Here is a 16,006-nt window from a genome sequence, read left to right on the forward strand (position 1 = left end):
CTTTTTTGAATGAATATATTTATATAATTTCTGCCCCTTCTAAAGTCAGCTTTTTCCAACGCCATAACCTAGCCAAATCTATAATTAATTCGCCAGATGATGCAATCGTACGCTTATCTATATAAAGCTGAATTCCTTCTCTATCAAACAAGTAATAATCCACCGGATTATTTAGGGGACTGCCTATTTCAATTACTGGAACATATCGGTCCCCACTATGGCATCATCCTTTTTTACTGTATCGGATGATAGCGCTTCCCCCATTAAGATTTATATGCTCAATAGCCTCCTCTGATATCTTAATATGAAAAAGATTATTTGCATCTGTTCTCATAGTCCTTACCTACCTTGTTGAATTCATCATTACACTTGTGCTCTTTAAAACTACAGCCTCTTTCTTCGCAGCTTGTAGTGATTTCCTTTACCATCTTGCAAAGTTCTTGGGCTCTTTTATCATTAATAGAATAATACATCCATTTACCCCTTTTATCAATATTCACTAGTTCTGCCTTTTGCAAGACCTTCATATGATGTGAAATGGTGGGCTGTGTTAAATCCAGTTGATCTTGAATATCACAGGCACACATTTCACCGTAAGTTAACATCAACAAAATCTTTAGACGATTTTCATCTGATAATGCTTTAAATAAATCTGCATACGCCTTCATTTTTCACCTCATTATAAAATATTTTATTATACATACTTATATATCTATATGTTATAGTTTTATCATAATACATTACATAGATACATGTCAATATATTTATGGTTTTTAACAAAATAAGACCTTACTTTTTGAGTAAGGTCCTATTTTGCAAATTTGATAATTGTCTTTAAGATTCTATCTACTTCTTCTGGAGTAATATTTTCTTTCAGTAAGCAACCCTTAGTATGCTCTTCTACAATAATGAAGCCTACTCTTTCGATAGAGGATTTCACTGCTGCAATTTGCAACAAAATCTCATCACAGGATTTTTCCTCCTCTACCATCTTCTCAATCCCTTGAATATGGCCCTTTACTGTTTTTAACCGGTTTAATATATCCTTTTTAGTTTGTAATTGATCCATTTATTTCACTTCCTTTACATCTTAATTCACTTTATCATTAGTAAATACGGTAATAATAGTCTAGGCAGCTTTTTTACTTTTCTTTTGGCTTTTTTCGATTAACCCTGTGGCATACCCCATAGGGCAAACGGTGCACCAGCTTCTTGGTTGAAAGATGATTCCCATTATGATTCCTACAATAGTAGAAATACTCATCATTCTAAAAATAGCAAAGGCTGTCTTAGCAAAATCTCCCCCTGCTCTTATAAGAGATATACTAAACATTCCTATCATCCAAGCTAGCATAATATTTTTAACGGCATTCGTTTTTAAAGACTTAGGTAAGTTATTTTTTAAGCTAATTTTTTGAAGAAAGGTTCCAAACATAGAACCTCTTGGACAATATTTTGCACAATGAATTCTACCACCACCACGAATAGCTAAATATAGTGGTGTTCCCATACACAATAATCCTAAGATACCAAATCGAATATCTACGATGGCTAATGTGAAAAATAACATCATAAGCGTCCATGACCATGACATAATTGATTTTTTCATATACATACCTCCTATTTTTACCCCCCATATAGAGGGGTGGTATGTATCTATAATATCTTACTTTTTCTATAAGGTCAATACCTATTATACCCAGCTTTCCAATTTTTCCATATTCTTTATGATTATTTTTTTTCCTTCGATATCAATAGATCCTTCCTTCTTAAACTGGCTTAGCGCTCGGCTTACAGTTTCTCTAGCAGTTCCGATCATATTGGCTAGCTCTTGTCTGGAAATGTTTAATCTTATTTCAATCCCATTGGAGGTTTTTACTCCATGATCCTCCGCAAAGGTAATCAAGGTCTTTGCTATTCGCATATAAGTATCTCCTAATGCCAACTCCTTTACCTTCTGTTGAGAAGAAAAGAGTTTTTTACTAAATACCTTAATGATTTGCAGCGCTATTTCAGCATTCCTACGGATTAAATCCTCTAGTTCCTTATTCTTTATCATACCTATTTCTGCATCCTCTAAAACCTCAGCCGATGCAGGATAAGGTATCTCATTGAATAGGGTTACTTCGGCGAAAACCCCCCCCTCTGATAATATAGTAAATATATGCTCTCTTCCATCTGGTGTTGTTTTATAAACCTTTACTTTACCAGATTTTATAAAATAGAAAGCTTCTCCTGGATCTCCTTCCATAAAAATAATTGCACCTTTTCTAAAGCTTCTTTCAATTGTTATTTTACTTATCTCTTGTATATCCGCTTCTTTAAGCTGAGAAAAAGCAGGAATTCTCTTCAAAATCTCTACATTAGCCACCTTCATATTTCTCTCCCCCCTAAATCATATGTTCACTTTTCTGCAGCTACAATTGCAGCATAGCTTTCTTCCTTATACGCTTCTTCCATAAAGCTTCCATAAAGTTGAATCTTAGTAAAGCCAGCATTTTGAAGCATTCCTATTAGCTGTTGACTTTGCAAAGGGTATAATGGTACGGAATTGGTGTAGCTTTCTACACGATCACCCTGTGTAACAATAAGCTCTGTATTAAAGTGAATTAATCTTTTTTCTTCCTCATATAGATATTTTCTAATAAATTTAACCCCTTGCTCCTTGTCTTCTATGGTTGGTAGCCCATCTATACTGTATTTAATTATTCTATCATAATTAATAATTTGCAGGATAAGATGCCCACCTCTTTTTATAACTTTATACATTTGATTTAACGCTTCCTGTATTTCCTCCAGCTTAGTTAGATGTACTAAAGAATTACCGATACAAAAAGCAATATGAAAGCTCTCCTCTTGGAAATATTTCCCTAGGATCTTCATATCCCCTACAAATGCAGCCAATTGCAGTTCTTTGTCTTTTGCCTTTTTCTTTACCTCACTCACCATTCCCTCATCTAAATCAAAGGAAGTTACTTGAAATCCTTTCTCTGCTATACTTATGGAATAATTTCCGGTTCCACAGGCAATATCCAGTATATTATTGGTAGTATCTGTTGTTCGCTTTTCAATAAACTTAAGCTGTGCTTCCCCTGTTGGAAAAACAATATCATAATACTTACTTAATTCTTCATAAAAACCCACTAATTTCCCTCCAAACGATTTTTACTTGTTATTTTAACAAAAAATTATTTCAAAAAGTAATGCAAAGTAAACGTTAGTAAAAATATGCCCAATAAATTGAAATTTTAACACTTATTCAAAATACAAAAAAGAAAAAATCAGAAAAGGATAGAATATAAAATTTGACGAATTTTTGACGGAAAAAAATAGCCCAGCATCTAGCTGGTTTTTTTTATGCAAAATAAATCCAAATCATCAAACCACAACCCATTATGGCTAGAAATTAATCTAGCCTTCTCCATGACCTGCTAGATTTTTACATGGTTCTATGTTGCCGTGACCAGACTTTCACTGGTAAGCAAACTATGACTTGCAAGACACACGAATGGCTTGTTATACAATGCCGCCGCTTTCCCTGTCCTTGAGAGATTACTGGAAAATGAGACCTACACTGTCTAGCTAATTTGAACACTTTCATAGATGATTTTATATAAGTGTTCAAACGTAGTTAATCTCTAAAAGAAAAATATCAAAATTAATATTGGAGTAATGTATATTAATGGAAAAATCGAGAATAAAATACTCTCATCTCGTTTCTTAGAATACCTTATCACACAAATTATGTATATGGGTAAATATGAAATTATATAAAGAAAAAATAACAATCCAGGCAGTATTACAAATATATTCTTAGCTCCTCCCAAGGCTGCTAAGGACACAATCGTTCCCATTAATACCAATGGATAAACCAGTAATGGTAGACTACTAAGGGCTAGAAATAATTTATTTATAGTTCGTTTTTTTATTCCGACACCAAAAAAATATATTATTTCACTGGTTTCTAGATCTATACTGCTACTTGCAGCTTGTTTTCTTTTATTTATATAAAAGTAACCTATGTAATATAAACCGCAAATCATCATAAAAGCCATAATATAAGGAATTATACTAATTACAGACGATAACCAAGGATTTAGCTCCATATTCTTCTCCTTTCATATGCTTATTTTCTAATTTTAATACTTTTACTTAAATTTCTACATTTTATATCTTATCAATTATTGTTTCTACATTTTTTTTGAAAATCCTCCAAAATTGTACAATGAAAAAAGAGGCCAATAATTAATCCAGCCTGCTTCTTTTTATACCATAATGTATCCACTAAATAGTTACAGTAACTTACTATAGTTTTGCACTTTTAAAATAGCTACCAAAAATTGACGTAATAATTTACAAAATAAATGAGGAATGCAGTTGGTTTTTTAGATCCTGAAAAACCAGAAAAAAAGAAGCGTGGTCGTCCAAGAAAAAAGGGACAGAAGGTTAAAATCATTAATCTTTTTAAAACTGAATCTATTCAATCCATTTCTGTTTTGTTATATGGAGAAGCTAGAACCATTGATATTGTAGTAAAGGATTTAACGTTGTAGGGACTTCTTCTGGATTAACAGAGTATTGTGGTGATAGTTTGTAGTAGATTACTGTTCCTTCTAGGAGTTGTCTGGCTTGTTGTAGAGTAGTTACTGTTTTAGGTTTTGAAGTCATGCTGTTTAGCTGTACTGATGCTGATTGATTCATTCGATCCTGAAGAGATCTTGTTTGACCGCTCATGGCTCGGCTGATAGCTAGTCCTGCTTCCTGCATGGAACGGTCTGGATTAGCAGCTGCCATCATTTCTGCAAAGTTATTTAACTGATCTAGCTGACCAGTGTTCTTTGTGAAGGACAGGAACTGCTGAGCATTTGCCACGTTGTACTGCATCAGCTTCTCCAATTTCTCTTTCTACTTCATTGAATGCTGTTTCTGCTCTTGCAAGTTCTTGCCTTGCAGCTTGTATAGAAGAGGTGTTAACTGCGTTGCTCGATGCTGTTTGCAAAGCTTCAAAAGAAGAAAGTGTTATGTTCAAAGCTTCTGTCATGCTTCGTAGTGCTGGTGTCATTCCATTATGCATTTGTATAGAAGTTCTAATTGTTGCCACGTTATTATCCTCTTTCTTACAATAAAAAATAGCAATATAAAAACACCCCTAATGGAGTGCAAAAATGTTTACTTTTATGCTCTTTGTGTTATAATATAGATAAAGATAATCGGAACCACAAAGTGTGGTTGCCACAATCAGGTTAAATTAATGCATAATAACCATCCTGCCGCTAACAGGGTGGTTATTTCTTTTGGTTGTTATTCCTATCTAAATAGGAGATAAGTGATATTGTAAACACTGAAAACAAGATCATTAAAGAAATTGATTCATATGTACTCATATCACACTACCTCCCTTCATTTTTAGTAGAGAAGTGGTCAACCGACACCCTGCTTTATCCGATTACCTTATCCATATAATACCATAAAACAAACTACAGTACAATGTAATAACACTATCAAATAGTGGTCTTTTAAAGTTCTGTTATTCCCTAAAAATAGAAGTCTTATTTCAACTTTATTATAACCTATTACGCTTCTTAATACATAGTTTTTTGTCATTATTGAAAAAACAGTGGGGAATACAGTTATGCTTTCTTCATTTGTGATAAATATCACTTCCATCTGTGATTTTTGTAATATTACATGGAAAAGATAACCTCTATAATATAGATATAGTTATTAAATCAATTAAAGGAGGTACTTACTTATGAATATTACAAAAGATACAAAAATCAGTGAGGTTTTAAAAATAAATCCTAATGCCGTTTCTATTCTAATGTCCTTTGGTATGGGTTGTTTAGGATGCCCTTCCTCTCAAATGGAAACCTTAGGTCAAGCTGCAGCAGTTCACGGCATTGATGTAGATAGCTTATTAGAAAAACTAAATGCATAAATAGTAACCACCCACAAACGGGTGGTTATTATTTATATTTAGCAAACTTTTAAGGTCCCACCTAGTGTTGATAAACAAAGATAAGCAATTTTTAACCTTACCAAAAATACACGTTCCTGCGATTTCGCCCGTGGATAGCTGCATCAGTTCATAGGATTGATGCAGCTAAATTATTAATAACCCAACATTTGTGCAAAATCCTCCATAGTTTCTAATTTTTCTTTATTAGCTTCCTCATATAGCGGCCTACAATTTTGAATTTTTTGTTCTCCCATTAAGAATTTTGATGCAAAGGCAAGGCAAGTAGCTTCCTTACATTTTCTACAGTTAATTTTGGGAAGATATTTATATACTTCTATTGCTGAAGGTTTTTGTCTCATTTCATATATGGGTTCAATGTCCTTCCTTTTTTCATAAATTTCATTTACTAGTCCTTTTATTAAGTCTGTTATCTCATAGGCATCTGTTTCATTGATGGCTTTTGATACTGCCAGCTTATCTTCATAAAGGGTTATTATTCTAAATTGTTTCTTAAATGTCAAGCTAGGTATTTTGTGATTATAGATAGCATCCATTAAAACAGCATTCATATAAGGCAAAACTTCAGAAATGTTTCTTGAAAAACCAGCTTGAAATCTTATTCGTTCTGCATCTGCAGTACAAGGTTGTATACGTGTAATAATAATATCTTTTACATACATAACGATCCCCCTATTTTTTTATTATTATCTAGGTATTTATCTCTTTAAGCGCTTTTATTAATCTGTCGATATCCTTTTTCTCATTAAAATAGCCAATTCCAATTCTAACTGTTCCTATTAGGTTACTTCCTATTATCTTGTGTATTGTAGGTGCACAATGGAGCCCTGCCCTTACCATAATCCCATACCTCTGATCTAGTTCATAGGCAACCTCTTCTGCTGGTATTTTCTTTAAATTAAAGGAAATAACTCCAATAATCTTTTCACAATCCTTTGGACCGTATATTGTTATACCCTTTATTTCTTGTAATTTTTCAAGAGTATATGCTATTAATTCCTTTTCTTTTTTAAATATCTTCTCTATACCCTCTTGCAGGATAAATTCAATTCCTTCCCGTAAGCCCACTATACCAGCAACATTAGGCGTTCCTGTCTCAAGACAATTAGGAAAATAATCTGGCTGGTAGGGATAGGCAGAATCTCCACCAGTACCACCAGACTTCATAGGATAAATCTTTCCATCCCAGTTGACAATGAGCCCTCCAGTTCCCATAGGTCCCAACAAACTTTTGTGCCCTGTGAAAGCTAGGAAATCTATGTTATCTTCCTTTATGCTTATTGGATAAACACCTGCAGTTTGTGCAGAATCTACTAAAAAGGGAATTTTATATTTTCGGGCAATTGCTCCGATTTCTCTAATAGGCTGTAAAGTTCCAATCACATTAGAAGCATGATTAAAAACAATTAGCGTAGTATTTTTCTGAATAGCTTTTTCCACATCCCCCGCATTTGTATATCCTTCAACAGTACAGGGAACAGTTGAAATACTTACTCCTCGATCTCTTTCTAGCGTTTTTATACATCGCCATACAGCATTGTGTTCTAAACTACTGGTAACAATATGATCTCCTTCTTTGGTCATGCCATTGATAACAAGATTGATGGACTCCGTAACATTAGAGGTAAAAATAACACGGCTAGGATTGTTATAATGAAATAATCTAGTTATACTTTTTCGGGCTTCATATACACTTCTGTCTGATTCTAATGCCCTTTGATATGCTCCTCTCCCAGCTGTAGCTCCAATATTTATCATAAAATCATAAACTCCTTTGGCTACTTGGGGGGGCTTAGGAAAAGACGTAGCGGCATTATCTAGATAAACTGTCATTTGGAATCTCCCCTCTTTAATCTATGTTTTTCGATTCATATATAATTTTATTTTTTTTCAGGACAATTGTCAATATTTTAACGATGCTGACAATTACCTAGAACACCATTAATTTCATCCTCAACATAGGTACTCGCAAGAGCTCAGCATGCATCCTTAAAGGTTTCTTTGATTTCTCCTAATCTCTGTAGAAAAACAGCGTCTTATAATTCGTACAAGACGCTGCTTTAATATACTATATGGTTTCTATTTGGCTAAACATAATATTTTATCCGATGTTATTTTTAATAGCTTCCCGTTTATTACAACTACTACATAGGCCGTTGTTATCTTTTTTTTCTACAAAGGATTTTTCACATTGTCTACAGGAAGCTAGGGGTAGTTTCCTTTTTTCAACAGCTCCTTTAAATTGTATGAATGAAAAATCTTCTTTCATAATAGCTTGTTGAGGGCACAAATCGAAACATAAATTACAACTAGTACATTTTGTTACATCATTTGTTATGGAAATATGATCCTTATCTTTTGTGCAGCTCCATGCTTCTCTTGGACATATAGCTTGACAGAATCCACAGCCGTCACACTCTGAATTTACCTGCCATCCAGTAAACAGTGAGACTTCTTTTGGGATGATTTTAGTTTCTGGAAAGCTTAATCTATCTATGATTTCCAGAAATAGCCATCTATGATAGGAAACTGTATTTTTCTTTCTATTGTTTTGCTGCTGTATAAACTTCACAGTAGCGTTAGTAGACTCTTTTTTCAGCATAGTAATAAAATCTCTACGAGACATTTCTTTTTCTATACCAATAGGTAGCTTCTCCTCTTCCCCCATCACCACAGCATTATCTATATCTTCAAAAGCATTAATAAAACGCTTTGCCCTTTCTAAATTAGCAGTAAATAAACTGCAATCCCTATGAACTTTACATTTGTTGCAACCACTTATATTGAAATAAACCTTCTTTTTTTTAAACATCAACAAAAAGGCTGCTATATACTCAGGATGAAGTCCATTAAGGCAGGAAAACAAAGCATTTCCCTTATTATGTCCTTCTTGACAGCCTATGATTAAGCTTTCTACTTCTTTTCCCATCTGTAAAGCTTTTTGCTTTTTATCCTCTCGCTGACTAATGGCTTGAGAGGGACAAATGGCTTCGCAGCTACCACATCCAACACATAAATTTTCATCAATTCTTATGTTTTTTTCTCCTATATCTATGGATTTTGTTGGGCAAACCTCCTTACATTTTTTACAGCCCTTCTTACGACTTCGAAAATGAATACACTGATTTCTTTCTATCGTAGGTATATTTACTTTTGTCAGCTGCTTTATAAAATATTGTACTAGCAAGTCACCCAACTCCTTCCATATCTAGATTTACTTTTGCCCCTTGATATTTTCAAACTCCTTTGCCATAGCTAAACTATCCTCTAAATAATCCTGTTTAATATAATTTACAGTCGCTAGTGCAAGATTTTTATAAAAAACTGTTTCTGCATGATTGTACACATTATCTGTAAAAGGTTTTATCCATCTTCCTAGATGATGATTTAGAAATTCTAATTGTAGCCGAATATATTTTTCTGCTTTTTCCCAGCTTCCCTCTTTGCAAGCAATGATTGTCTCATCAATCAAGCAGTACATAAATTCTAATTCAATACGAATATGATCCTGAGGCTCTTTCACATCTTTCAATTTCTTTACACCTGCTTCATTAAAAAGACGAACCACATCGTAGGTGGACTCTCCCATAATCTGTCCTTTGTTTTCTAAATATAAAGAACCATATGGAGGAGCTAGAAGGTTTTGAGGCCCTATAAACAGCTTAGAAAAATCCAGTTGTAGCTCTTGCAAGTCCTTTACTTCTTCTAAATATTTCTTCATTTTCTCAATAGATTCTTCAGTGCTTTCCTCTATTAAAGGTAAGAGCTGCAATAAATGATCTGCAATTTTTTCTTCTTTCAAAGCTTCAGTAGGAAATCCATAGCATTGTGCCAACAAATGATAGGATAAAGCCCTAGCCTGTTCTCTATCTAAAAACTCCTTCACCTTATAGCCTCCATTCTTATTATTAATTATAGCTCATGAAGGAAAAGCAGGGAGTTCTCCTCGCCTTTACCTTTAAGTATCCTTACTACTTTTTACTCTTTTTCATCAAATTTATTAATATAAAATACATTTGGCTCTGTTCCAGCTTTTGGTTGTAGTACAAAGTGTTGCTTTTCCTTTAATACCTTACTAATCTCACTATTTGGATCATCTAAATCCCCAAAAATTCTTGCATTAGCAGGACACACATCTACACAATAGGGTTCTTCATCATTGGCAACCCTGTGATCACAGAAATTACATTTTTCCACCACATTTTCCCTTCGAATACCATCATAGGTCAATGCACGGTCAGGGTTGTAATAAGGTATTACCTCTCCTCCTACCTTCTCTGTCAATGCTTTAGCTTCTCCACTACGCCATTCTTCAAAGACTTCCTTTCCCCTTTCATTATAATAAATCACACCGTAGGGACAAGCATTTTCACAGGCTCTACAACCAATACATCTTTCTGCATTATGCAGTGTCATTCCATTTTCTGCCTTATACATTGCTTTAGGATCTACTGGGCACGCCTCTACGCAGGGAGCATTGGTACAATGATTGCATAGTGTAGAAATATATTGATAAGTTACATTTGGAAATTCACCTTTTGTTTCCGTTATATAGTGGGACCAATAAAATTCATCTGGTACATTATTTTCATTTTTACAAGCGATAGAGCAAGCTGTACAGCCTGCACACTTTTCTAGATCGATTATCATTCCAAACTTAGCCACTTTATCCACCTCCATGAATTCAATTTATTATTTAGGCCTTTTCAATTCGAACTCTAAAACTACCATAGAAGGCAGTTGAGCCGCTAAGACGTTCATAATCTGCTGGCATAACATCATTATTATTAGAACCACGGGCAATTTTGTTTTCAAAATCCTCTGCTGCTATATGACCATAGGCCCAGTGACCCTGTCCGTAAGTCTTTGCTACCGTCCCTGGTCTTAAACCAACCCATGTTTTTAACGTAGCAATTCCTTCTCCTACAGGAGAAATAATTTTTACTGTATCTCCGTCCTTTAATCCTAGCTTGGCAGCATCCTCTGGATTTATCTTAATGGCATCACCCCATTTAATGTCTCCTGGATCTGAATCTTTAAACTCTTGGAACCAAGAGCAGTTACCAGATCTTCCCTCACGAGCTAATCGCGATTTTCCTTCTATGAAAGCAAGTGGAAACTGTTCTTTATCTCCCTCCATATAAGGCTCTTCATAGTGGGGAATAAAGGCATGTTCTCCTTCAGCTGTATATTTACAAGTAGCCAATATATCATCTACAGTAGTATTATGCTTTTCAGCATGTCCTTCAAGAGCTTTTTTCAAGGTTTCACTATAGAACTCAAACTTTTGTGTTTCTGTTGGCATATTGCTCCATAAGTTTTTGTATTTATATGGATCAGAATTCCATAGTCCACCCTTTTCCATAAAGTCATTCCAATCCTTAAACTTATCTCCATTATTACCTTTTTCTTCATATTTTGCTGGATTCCATACTGGCTCTGTTAAGATTTTATAGGTGTACAACTCTAACTCAATTCCATTGGTAGGTTCTTTACCAGTCTCTGGATCTTTAAAGTTATCTTTTAAATACTCCATCATGTTTTTAAATCCTTTTTCAGCTAGTTTTTCTGCCAATAACCATACAACCTCTGTTTCAGGATTTTTTACATCATATACAGGATTAATTACACGATTTGATACCCATAAATGAGTATAAGTATTACCTTTTTGAGCAACACTGGACATTTGTTCCATCATATGATGCGTTGATGGAAGTAATAAATCAGCAAAATGGCTCATTTCCGAATAATTAGTAACACAGTGAGCAAAAAATTCTATTTTTGACATCGCTTTATTCCATCTATCGGTTTGTGGACAAGAATAATTGAAGTTATTAAAGTATCCTATAACTACCTTTGGTAGATAAGGATCTTCCATTAAGATACCATCAGCTACACGGTTGGTTACCACACCACCACCGGATTTTCCATCCTTTAATGCAGGAAATTCTTTGGTTCCCCTATGATCCATTTTTTTCATTTTGCTATTCTTTTGTGCCATTTCATCCATATAATCATCAGGGTCCGGTATACTATTTAATTTTGGACTGCGTCCTGTAATAGCGCCTCCTTGATGGTCAATAGAACCTACTAGACCGTTAAGAGCATGTACTGCCATGGAGTTATAGCCACCCCGAACCTGCATGTTGGAACCACCACCCATAAATACTAATGCATAGGGAGCAGCTTTAGCAAATTCTACTGCCACCTTTCTAATGGTAGCTGCGTCTACACCACAAACTGCCTCTGCCCATTCTGGGGTTCTATCTTTTAGTTCTAAATTCCACCATTTTATCACTCCGTAGGTATGATTTTCTTCAAAAGTATCTTGGTCTACTGTTTTTCCTGCTACAAAGTGATTTTTACCATCTTTAAAATCACCAGCAAATTCTCTAGACCACAACCCTTCTGCTAAAATAACATGGGCCATAGCCATAGCGAGGGCACCATCCTCCCCTGGTTTTACGGGCATCCAAACGTGGGATTTAGCTGCTGTATTAGAATATTTTGGATCAATAGTGACGATTTTAACCCCATCCCTTAACATTTCTCCAAATGCATTTAAGTAATGGGAGACTTGACGATTTGAACACAGAGGATCTGCTCCCCAGCAAATCATATATTTTGTGTTTTCTACATCATAATCCCTATAATTCCAGTATCCTTGGGTATAATAAGGTCCAAATTTTTCTGCTTCAGCACAAATAGAACTGTGAGAAATGTTATTCGGTGAACCTATGATTTTAGGTACACTGCTATACACCAAGTCCCTTGCATTCGTGTATCGTCCACGGAACAACATAAACTTATGGGTTTCATCATTTTTTCTAAGCTCCATAATTTTATCTGCCAACATATCCATTGCTTCATCCCATGAAATCGGTACAAAACCTGGGTCTTCACTTATGCCCTTCTTAAAATTTGTTCGCTTCATTGGTTGCTTAATTCTATCTGGATCATAAATTTGTTGTAAAGACAAATGAGAACGGGGACATGTATAGCCACGATTTACCTTTGAATTTTTATTTCCCCTAATTTTAATAGCCCTACCATCTACGATATAAGCTTCTTGAGCACACCAAGAGGTACAACCTAAACAACCAGTAGGCTTCCATTCTCCTTTTACTAGAGGCTTTACCTCAACAGAGGTTTCCACACCCTCCTCTAAAGTATCAAGTCGTCTTCTACGACCTTCTAGTCCTATGGCAGTTGCAATTCCTGCTACGATAGAACCTTCAATAAATCTTCTTCTGGTTATTTTCACAAAACCAACCTCCCTTTGATATAATAGTAACAATATAAGGCATAAAAATCCTATTTATCCCTCTACTGCTTTCTTTCTTTTTCTTCTATAGATGATAGACGATATAATAACACTAAATTCATACAATACCAGCATTGGCCCTGCCATTAACACTTGCGATACAATATCCGGAGGTGTTAAAATCGCTGCCACAACAAAGATAAGTAATACAACAAATTTTCTATATTTCTTTAAAGTTTTTGGGGTAATTAAGTTTAACTGCGACAACAATATAATAAATAGAGGCAATTGAAACACTAAACCAAAGGACAACAAAAGAGAACTTATAAATCTAATATAGTTTGCAAAAGAAAATAATGGCTCTATTTGCTGTACCGACATGGCAACAAAAAAATTGATGGCTAAAGGAATAACCATATAATAGGCAAAGCTAGCCCCTATAAGAAAAAAGATCATCCCCATAAATAGTGCGAACAACAAATATTTTCTTTCATGCTTTTTTAAGCCTGGTTTAATAAAAATCCAGATTTGCAGAAGTATAACAGGTGAAGCCAGTATCATTCCTGTAATGAAGGATATTTCTAAATAAGCTAAAAAGAGCTCTGGAGGGCTTAAATAAATAAATTCTAATCCACTTGCCGGTTGAACAATAAAATCTAATAAAGTATCAATATAGATATAACTTAGAACACTGGTTATAATAACAGCTAAAACACTGATTATGATTCGTTTCCTCAACTCCGTCAAGTGCTCTACAATCGTTTGTTTCATATCTTCCTGCAATTTAAACCCTCCTTCCTTATATCAATTTTTTTATTACTTATCTTCATTTTTATCGTCTACTACAACATCTTCTGAAATTTTGCTGGCATGTGTTTTAAATTCTCTTATGGATTTACCAAAGGCTTTACCTATTTCAGGTAATTTAGCAGGTCCAAATATCACAAGTGCAATTGCTAAAATTAATATTAATTCTTTAGCTCCTAAGCTTCCCATCCTATGCCCTCCCTTCTATTAAGAATGAAATGCTGTTATATAAAGTTTTATTTTAAAAACAGTTTTACAATAAAATCCACTAGCTTTTCAATCTCATGAAAGCCAAAGGTTGGAATAGCTTTTCCATGTTCATCATCAGTGACAATTGCAAACATCTCTTCATCAGAGCATAAAAATTTCTCAGTAACTTCTTTTCTGTAAACCTCAAGCTTTGGTTTGTCAGCCCGTTTATATCCTTCTGTAATAATAATGTCTACATTTTTAATATCAGCTAGTATTTCATCTAAAGTATATTCCCTCTCTACCTTTTCAATCTTTGCAAATTTAATAGGAGAGGAAATCATTACAATATCTGATCCCGCCTGACCATGCTTCCAAGTATCTTTTCCGGGATGATCTATATCAAAGCCATGAACATCATGTTTTATAGTGGCTACTCTGTAACCCCTAGCTTTTAGTACTTTAATGATATTACATAAGACAGTAGTTTTGCCGGTATTAGAAGATTTTCCAACGATAGAAAATACTGGTATCATTTCAACACCTCCGGATGATTTAATAGCTGGACAGTTATCTCATCTCCCTTTTTATAAGGGCCTGTTGCAGCTTTAATATAAAAAAGAGAATTGATTCCCGAAAGGCTTGTTAGAACACCAGAGCTATGCTTTCCAGGAAGCTTTGTATAATACTTCCCATCTCTATAGTAAGTATTTCCTCTCACAAACCTATTTTGGTTGCTTACTTTAGTGAAATCACTTTTCAAAATGGATTTTACCTCCATTAGCTGATATTTTGTTCTCCCCATTTTCTTTAGAATGATAGGTCTAACAAACTGCTCAAAGGTAATGTAAGCAGCCGCTGGATTGCCAGAAAGCCCCAAAATTAACTTATCTTCTTTCTTTGCAACAGCTATTGGTGTACCAGGCTTCATTCTTACCCGCCAAAATAACATTTCACCCCCCACCTCTTGGAAGGCTTCCTTAGCTAAATCATGATCTCCTACTGAAACACCTCCAGTGGTAATAACAATATCAGCCCAGGTTAATGCAGATTTTAGCTTCCCTGTAATGGCCTCTATATCATCACTGCATATACCTAACATCAAAGGTTTAGCCCCTAGCTTCTTGATTTGAGCTGCAATGGTATAGGAGTTACTGTTTCTTATTTTCCCATCTATTAAAGGCTGTTGAATGTCCAATAGCTCATCTCCAGTAGATAAAATAGCCACCCGTGGTTTTCTACAAACCTCTACATAACCCTTTCCTAAAGTAGCTAATATCCCTATTTCAGGAGCATCGATTACTGTCCCCTTTTGCAAAACGATATCTCCTTTTTCCATATCCTCACCAATTCTGACAATGTTCGTACCAGCAGAATACGCTTGATAGATTGTCACGGTTTCTTCTGTATATTCCGTATCTTCAAACCTTACTACAACATCGGCCCCTTCTGGAATTTTGGCTCCTGTCATAATACGTATTGCCTCTCCCTTACCTAACTGCTTATCCGATATATAGCCAGCAGGTACAAAATCTATAACCTTTAAGATAATAGGCCTATCCTTAGATGCCCCTTTAGTGTCTTCTGCTCTAACAGCATAGCCATCTAGTGGAGATTTCTTAAATGGAGGCATATTCATATCTGAGACAATATCTTCAGCCAATACACTGCCTTGTGCATCAAGTAGGGGAACATGAACTGCTTCCGTTATGGTACTTTCCTTTAATAGCACTTCTAATGCTTCTTCTAAGGTAATATTGATTCTCATG

At 34.8% G+C, this 16,006-nt stretch carries 20 protein-coding genes and 1 pseudogene; 1 reads left to right on the forward strand and 20 read right to left on the reverse strand.

Going from position 1 to position 16,006, the window contains the following annotated elements; genetic code table 11:
* Positions 1 to 19 precede the first annotated feature (19 nt).
* From CHB72_RS27685 to CHB72_RS27205, 10 genes and pseudogenes are all read right to left on the reverse strand, one after another.
* A pseudogene (locus CHB72_RS27685) lies at positions 20 to 211 on the reverse strand (hypothetical protein); the annotation flags it as partial.
* 103 nt (positions 212 to 314) lie between these two features.
* Positions 315 to 668: an ArsR/SmtB family transcription factor gene (locus CHB72_RS03230; RefSeq protein WP_089281434.1), complete on the reverse strand. Its 354-nt coding sequence runs from the start codon at positions 666 to 668 to the stop codon at positions 315 to 317.
* 140 nt (positions 669 to 808) lie between these two features.
* The gene (locus tag CHB72_RS03235) at positions 809 to 1,069 is read right to left on the reverse strand and encodes a metal-sensitive transcriptional regulator (RefSeq protein ID WP_089281435.1); all 261 of its coding nucleotides are present in this window, start codon (positions 1,067 to 1,069) and stop codon (positions 809 to 811) included.
* Between the two features lie 60 nt (positions 1,070 to 1,129).
* Entirely contained in the window at positions 1,130 to 1,609 is a 480-nt protein-coding gene (locus tag CHB72_RS03240; RefSeq protein WP_089281436.1) for a 4Fe-4S binding protein, read from the reverse strand.
* 84 nt (positions 1,610 to 1,693) lie between these two features.
* A complete protein-coding gene (locus CHB72_RS03245; RefSeq protein ID WP_089281437.1) occupies positions 1,694 to 2,377 on the reverse strand; it encodes a Crp/Fnr family transcriptional regulator in 684 nt (227 codons plus the stop codon).
* A 26-nt stretch (positions 2,378 to 2,403) separates the two neighbouring features.
* Positions 2,404 to 3,144 (reverse strand): class I SAM-dependent methyltransferase, encoded by a 741-nt coding sequence (locus CHB72_RS03250; protein WP_089281438.1) that lies wholly within the window; start codon positions 3,142 to 3,144, stop codon positions 2,404 to 2,406.
* A 494-nt stretch (positions 3,145 to 3,638) separates the two neighbouring features.
* Positions 3,639 to 4,106, reverse strand: a complete 468-nt coding sequence (locus tag CHB72_RS03255) for a hypothetical protein (RefSeq protein ID WP_089281439.1) — start codon at positions 4,104 to 4,106, stop codon at positions 3,639 to 3,641.
* A gap of 406 nt (positions 4,107 to 4,512) precedes the next feature.
* On the reverse strand, positions 4,513 to 4,884 hold the full coding sequence (locus CHB72_RS25825; protein ID WP_176431168.1) for a hypothetical protein: 372 nt from the start codon (positions 4,882 to 4,884) through the stop codon (positions 4,513 to 4,515).
* A complete protein-coding gene (locus CHB72_RS03265) occupies positions 4,808 to 5,101 on the reverse strand; it encodes a hypothetical protein (protein WP_089281440.1) in 294 nt (97 codons plus the stop codon). The genes CHB72_RS25825 and CHB72_RS03265 overlap by 77 nt, the downstream gene beginning before the upstream one ends.
* A 184-nt stretch (positions 5,102 to 5,285) precedes the next feature.
* Complete coding sequence (locus CHB72_RS27205; RefSeq protein ID WP_278277806.1) at positions 5,286 to 5,384, reverse strand: putative holin-like toxin; 99 nt, start codon at positions 5,382 to 5,384, stop codon at positions 5,286 to 5,288.
* A gap of 368 nt (positions 5,385 to 5,752) precedes the next feature.
* Between CHB72_RS27205 and CHB72_RS03275 the strand changes: the two genes are divergently transcribed.
* Entirely contained in the window at positions 5,753 to 5,938 is a 186-nt protein-coding gene (locus CHB72_RS03275; protein WP_089281442.1) for a DUF1858 domain-containing protein, read from the forward strand.
* A gap of 173 nt (positions 5,939 to 6,111) precedes the next feature.
* Here CHB72_RS03275 and CHB72_RS03280 read toward each other — a convergent pair whose 3' ends face one another.
* The 10 genes from CHB72_RS03280 to CHB72_RS03325 all read right to left on the reverse strand — a co-directional run bounded on the left by CHB72_RS03280 (position 6,112) and on the right by CHB72_RS03325 (position 16,005).
* The gene (locus CHB72_RS03280; RefSeq protein ID WP_089281443.1) at positions 6,112 to 6,639 is read right to left on the reverse strand and encodes a (Fe-S)-binding protein; all 528 of its coding nucleotides are present in this window, start codon (positions 6,637 to 6,639) and stop codon (positions 6,112 to 6,114) included.
* 28 nt (positions 6,640 to 6,667) lie between these two features.
* Positions 6,668 to 7,810 (reverse strand): cysteine desulfurase, encoded by a 1,143-nt coding sequence (locus tag CHB72_RS03285; RefSeq protein ID WP_089281444.1) that lies wholly within the window; start codon positions 7,808 to 7,810, stop codon positions 6,668 to 6,670.
* 268 nt (positions 7,811 to 8,078) lie between these two features.
* Entirely contained in the window at positions 8,079 to 9,164 is a 1,086-nt protein-coding gene (locus CHB72_RS03290; RefSeq protein ID WP_141131307.1) for a 4Fe-4S binding protein, read from the reverse strand.
* A 27-nt stretch (positions 9,165 to 9,191) separates the two neighbouring features.
* Positions 9,192 to 9,863 carry a TorD/DmsD family molecular chaperone gene (locus CHB72_RS03295; RefSeq protein ID WP_089281446.1) on the reverse strand — a complete coding sequence of 224 codons (672 nt, stop codon included), beginning with the start codon at positions 9,861 to 9,863 and terminating at the stop codon, positions 9,192 to 9,194.
* Positions 9,864 to 9,955: 92 nt separating this feature from the next.
* On the reverse strand, positions 9,956 to 10,642 hold the full coding sequence (locus CHB72_RS03300) for a 4Fe-4S dicluster domain-containing protein (RefSeq protein ID WP_089281447.1): 687 nt from the start codon (positions 10,640 to 10,642) through the stop codon (positions 9,956 to 9,958).
* Between the two features lie 31 nt (positions 10,643 to 10,673).
* Complete coding sequence (locus CHB72_RS03305) at positions 10,674 to 13,241, reverse strand: molybdopterin-dependent oxidoreductase (RefSeq protein WP_089281448.1); 2,568 nt, start codon at positions 13,239 to 13,241, stop codon at positions 10,674 to 10,676.
* A 54-nt stretch (positions 13,242 to 13,295) separates the two neighbouring features.
* Positions 13,296 to 14,024 carry a twin-arginine translocase subunit TatC gene (gene tatC / locus CHB72_RS03310; protein ID WP_242975016.1) on the reverse strand — a complete coding sequence of 243 codons (729 nt, stop codon included), beginning with the start codon at positions 14,022 to 14,024 and terminating at the stop codon, positions 13,296 to 13,298.
* 33 nt (positions 14,025 to 14,057) lie between these two features.
* Positions 14,058 to 14,237: a twin-arginine translocase TatA/TatE family subunit gene (locus CHB72_RS03315; RefSeq protein ID WP_089281449.1), complete on the reverse strand. Its 180-nt coding sequence runs from the start codon at positions 14,235 to 14,237 to the stop codon at positions 14,058 to 14,060.
* A gap of 47 nt (positions 14,238 to 14,284) precedes the next feature.
* Positions 14,285 to 14,773 (reverse strand): molybdopterin-guanine dinucleotide biosynthesis protein B, encoded by a 489-nt coding sequence (gene mobB / locus CHB72_RS03320; RefSeq protein WP_089281450.1) that lies wholly within the window; start codon positions 14,771 to 14,773, stop codon positions 14,285 to 14,287.
* Complete coding sequence (locus CHB72_RS03325; RefSeq protein ID WP_089281451.1) at positions 14,770 to 16,005, reverse strand: molybdopterin molybdotransferase MoeA; 1,236 nt, start codon at positions 16,003 to 16,005, stop codon at positions 14,770 to 14,772. Before CHB72_RS03325 ends, mobB begins: the two co-directional genes overlap by 4 nt.
* Between the last annotated feature and the right edge of the window lies 1 nt (position 16,006).

It is taken from the genome of Anaerovirgula multivorans, assembly GCF_900188145.1.
GTDB classification, from domain to species: domain Bacteria; phylum Bacillota; class Clostridia; order Peptostreptococcales; family Natronincolaceae; genus Anaerovirgula; species Anaerovirgula multivorans.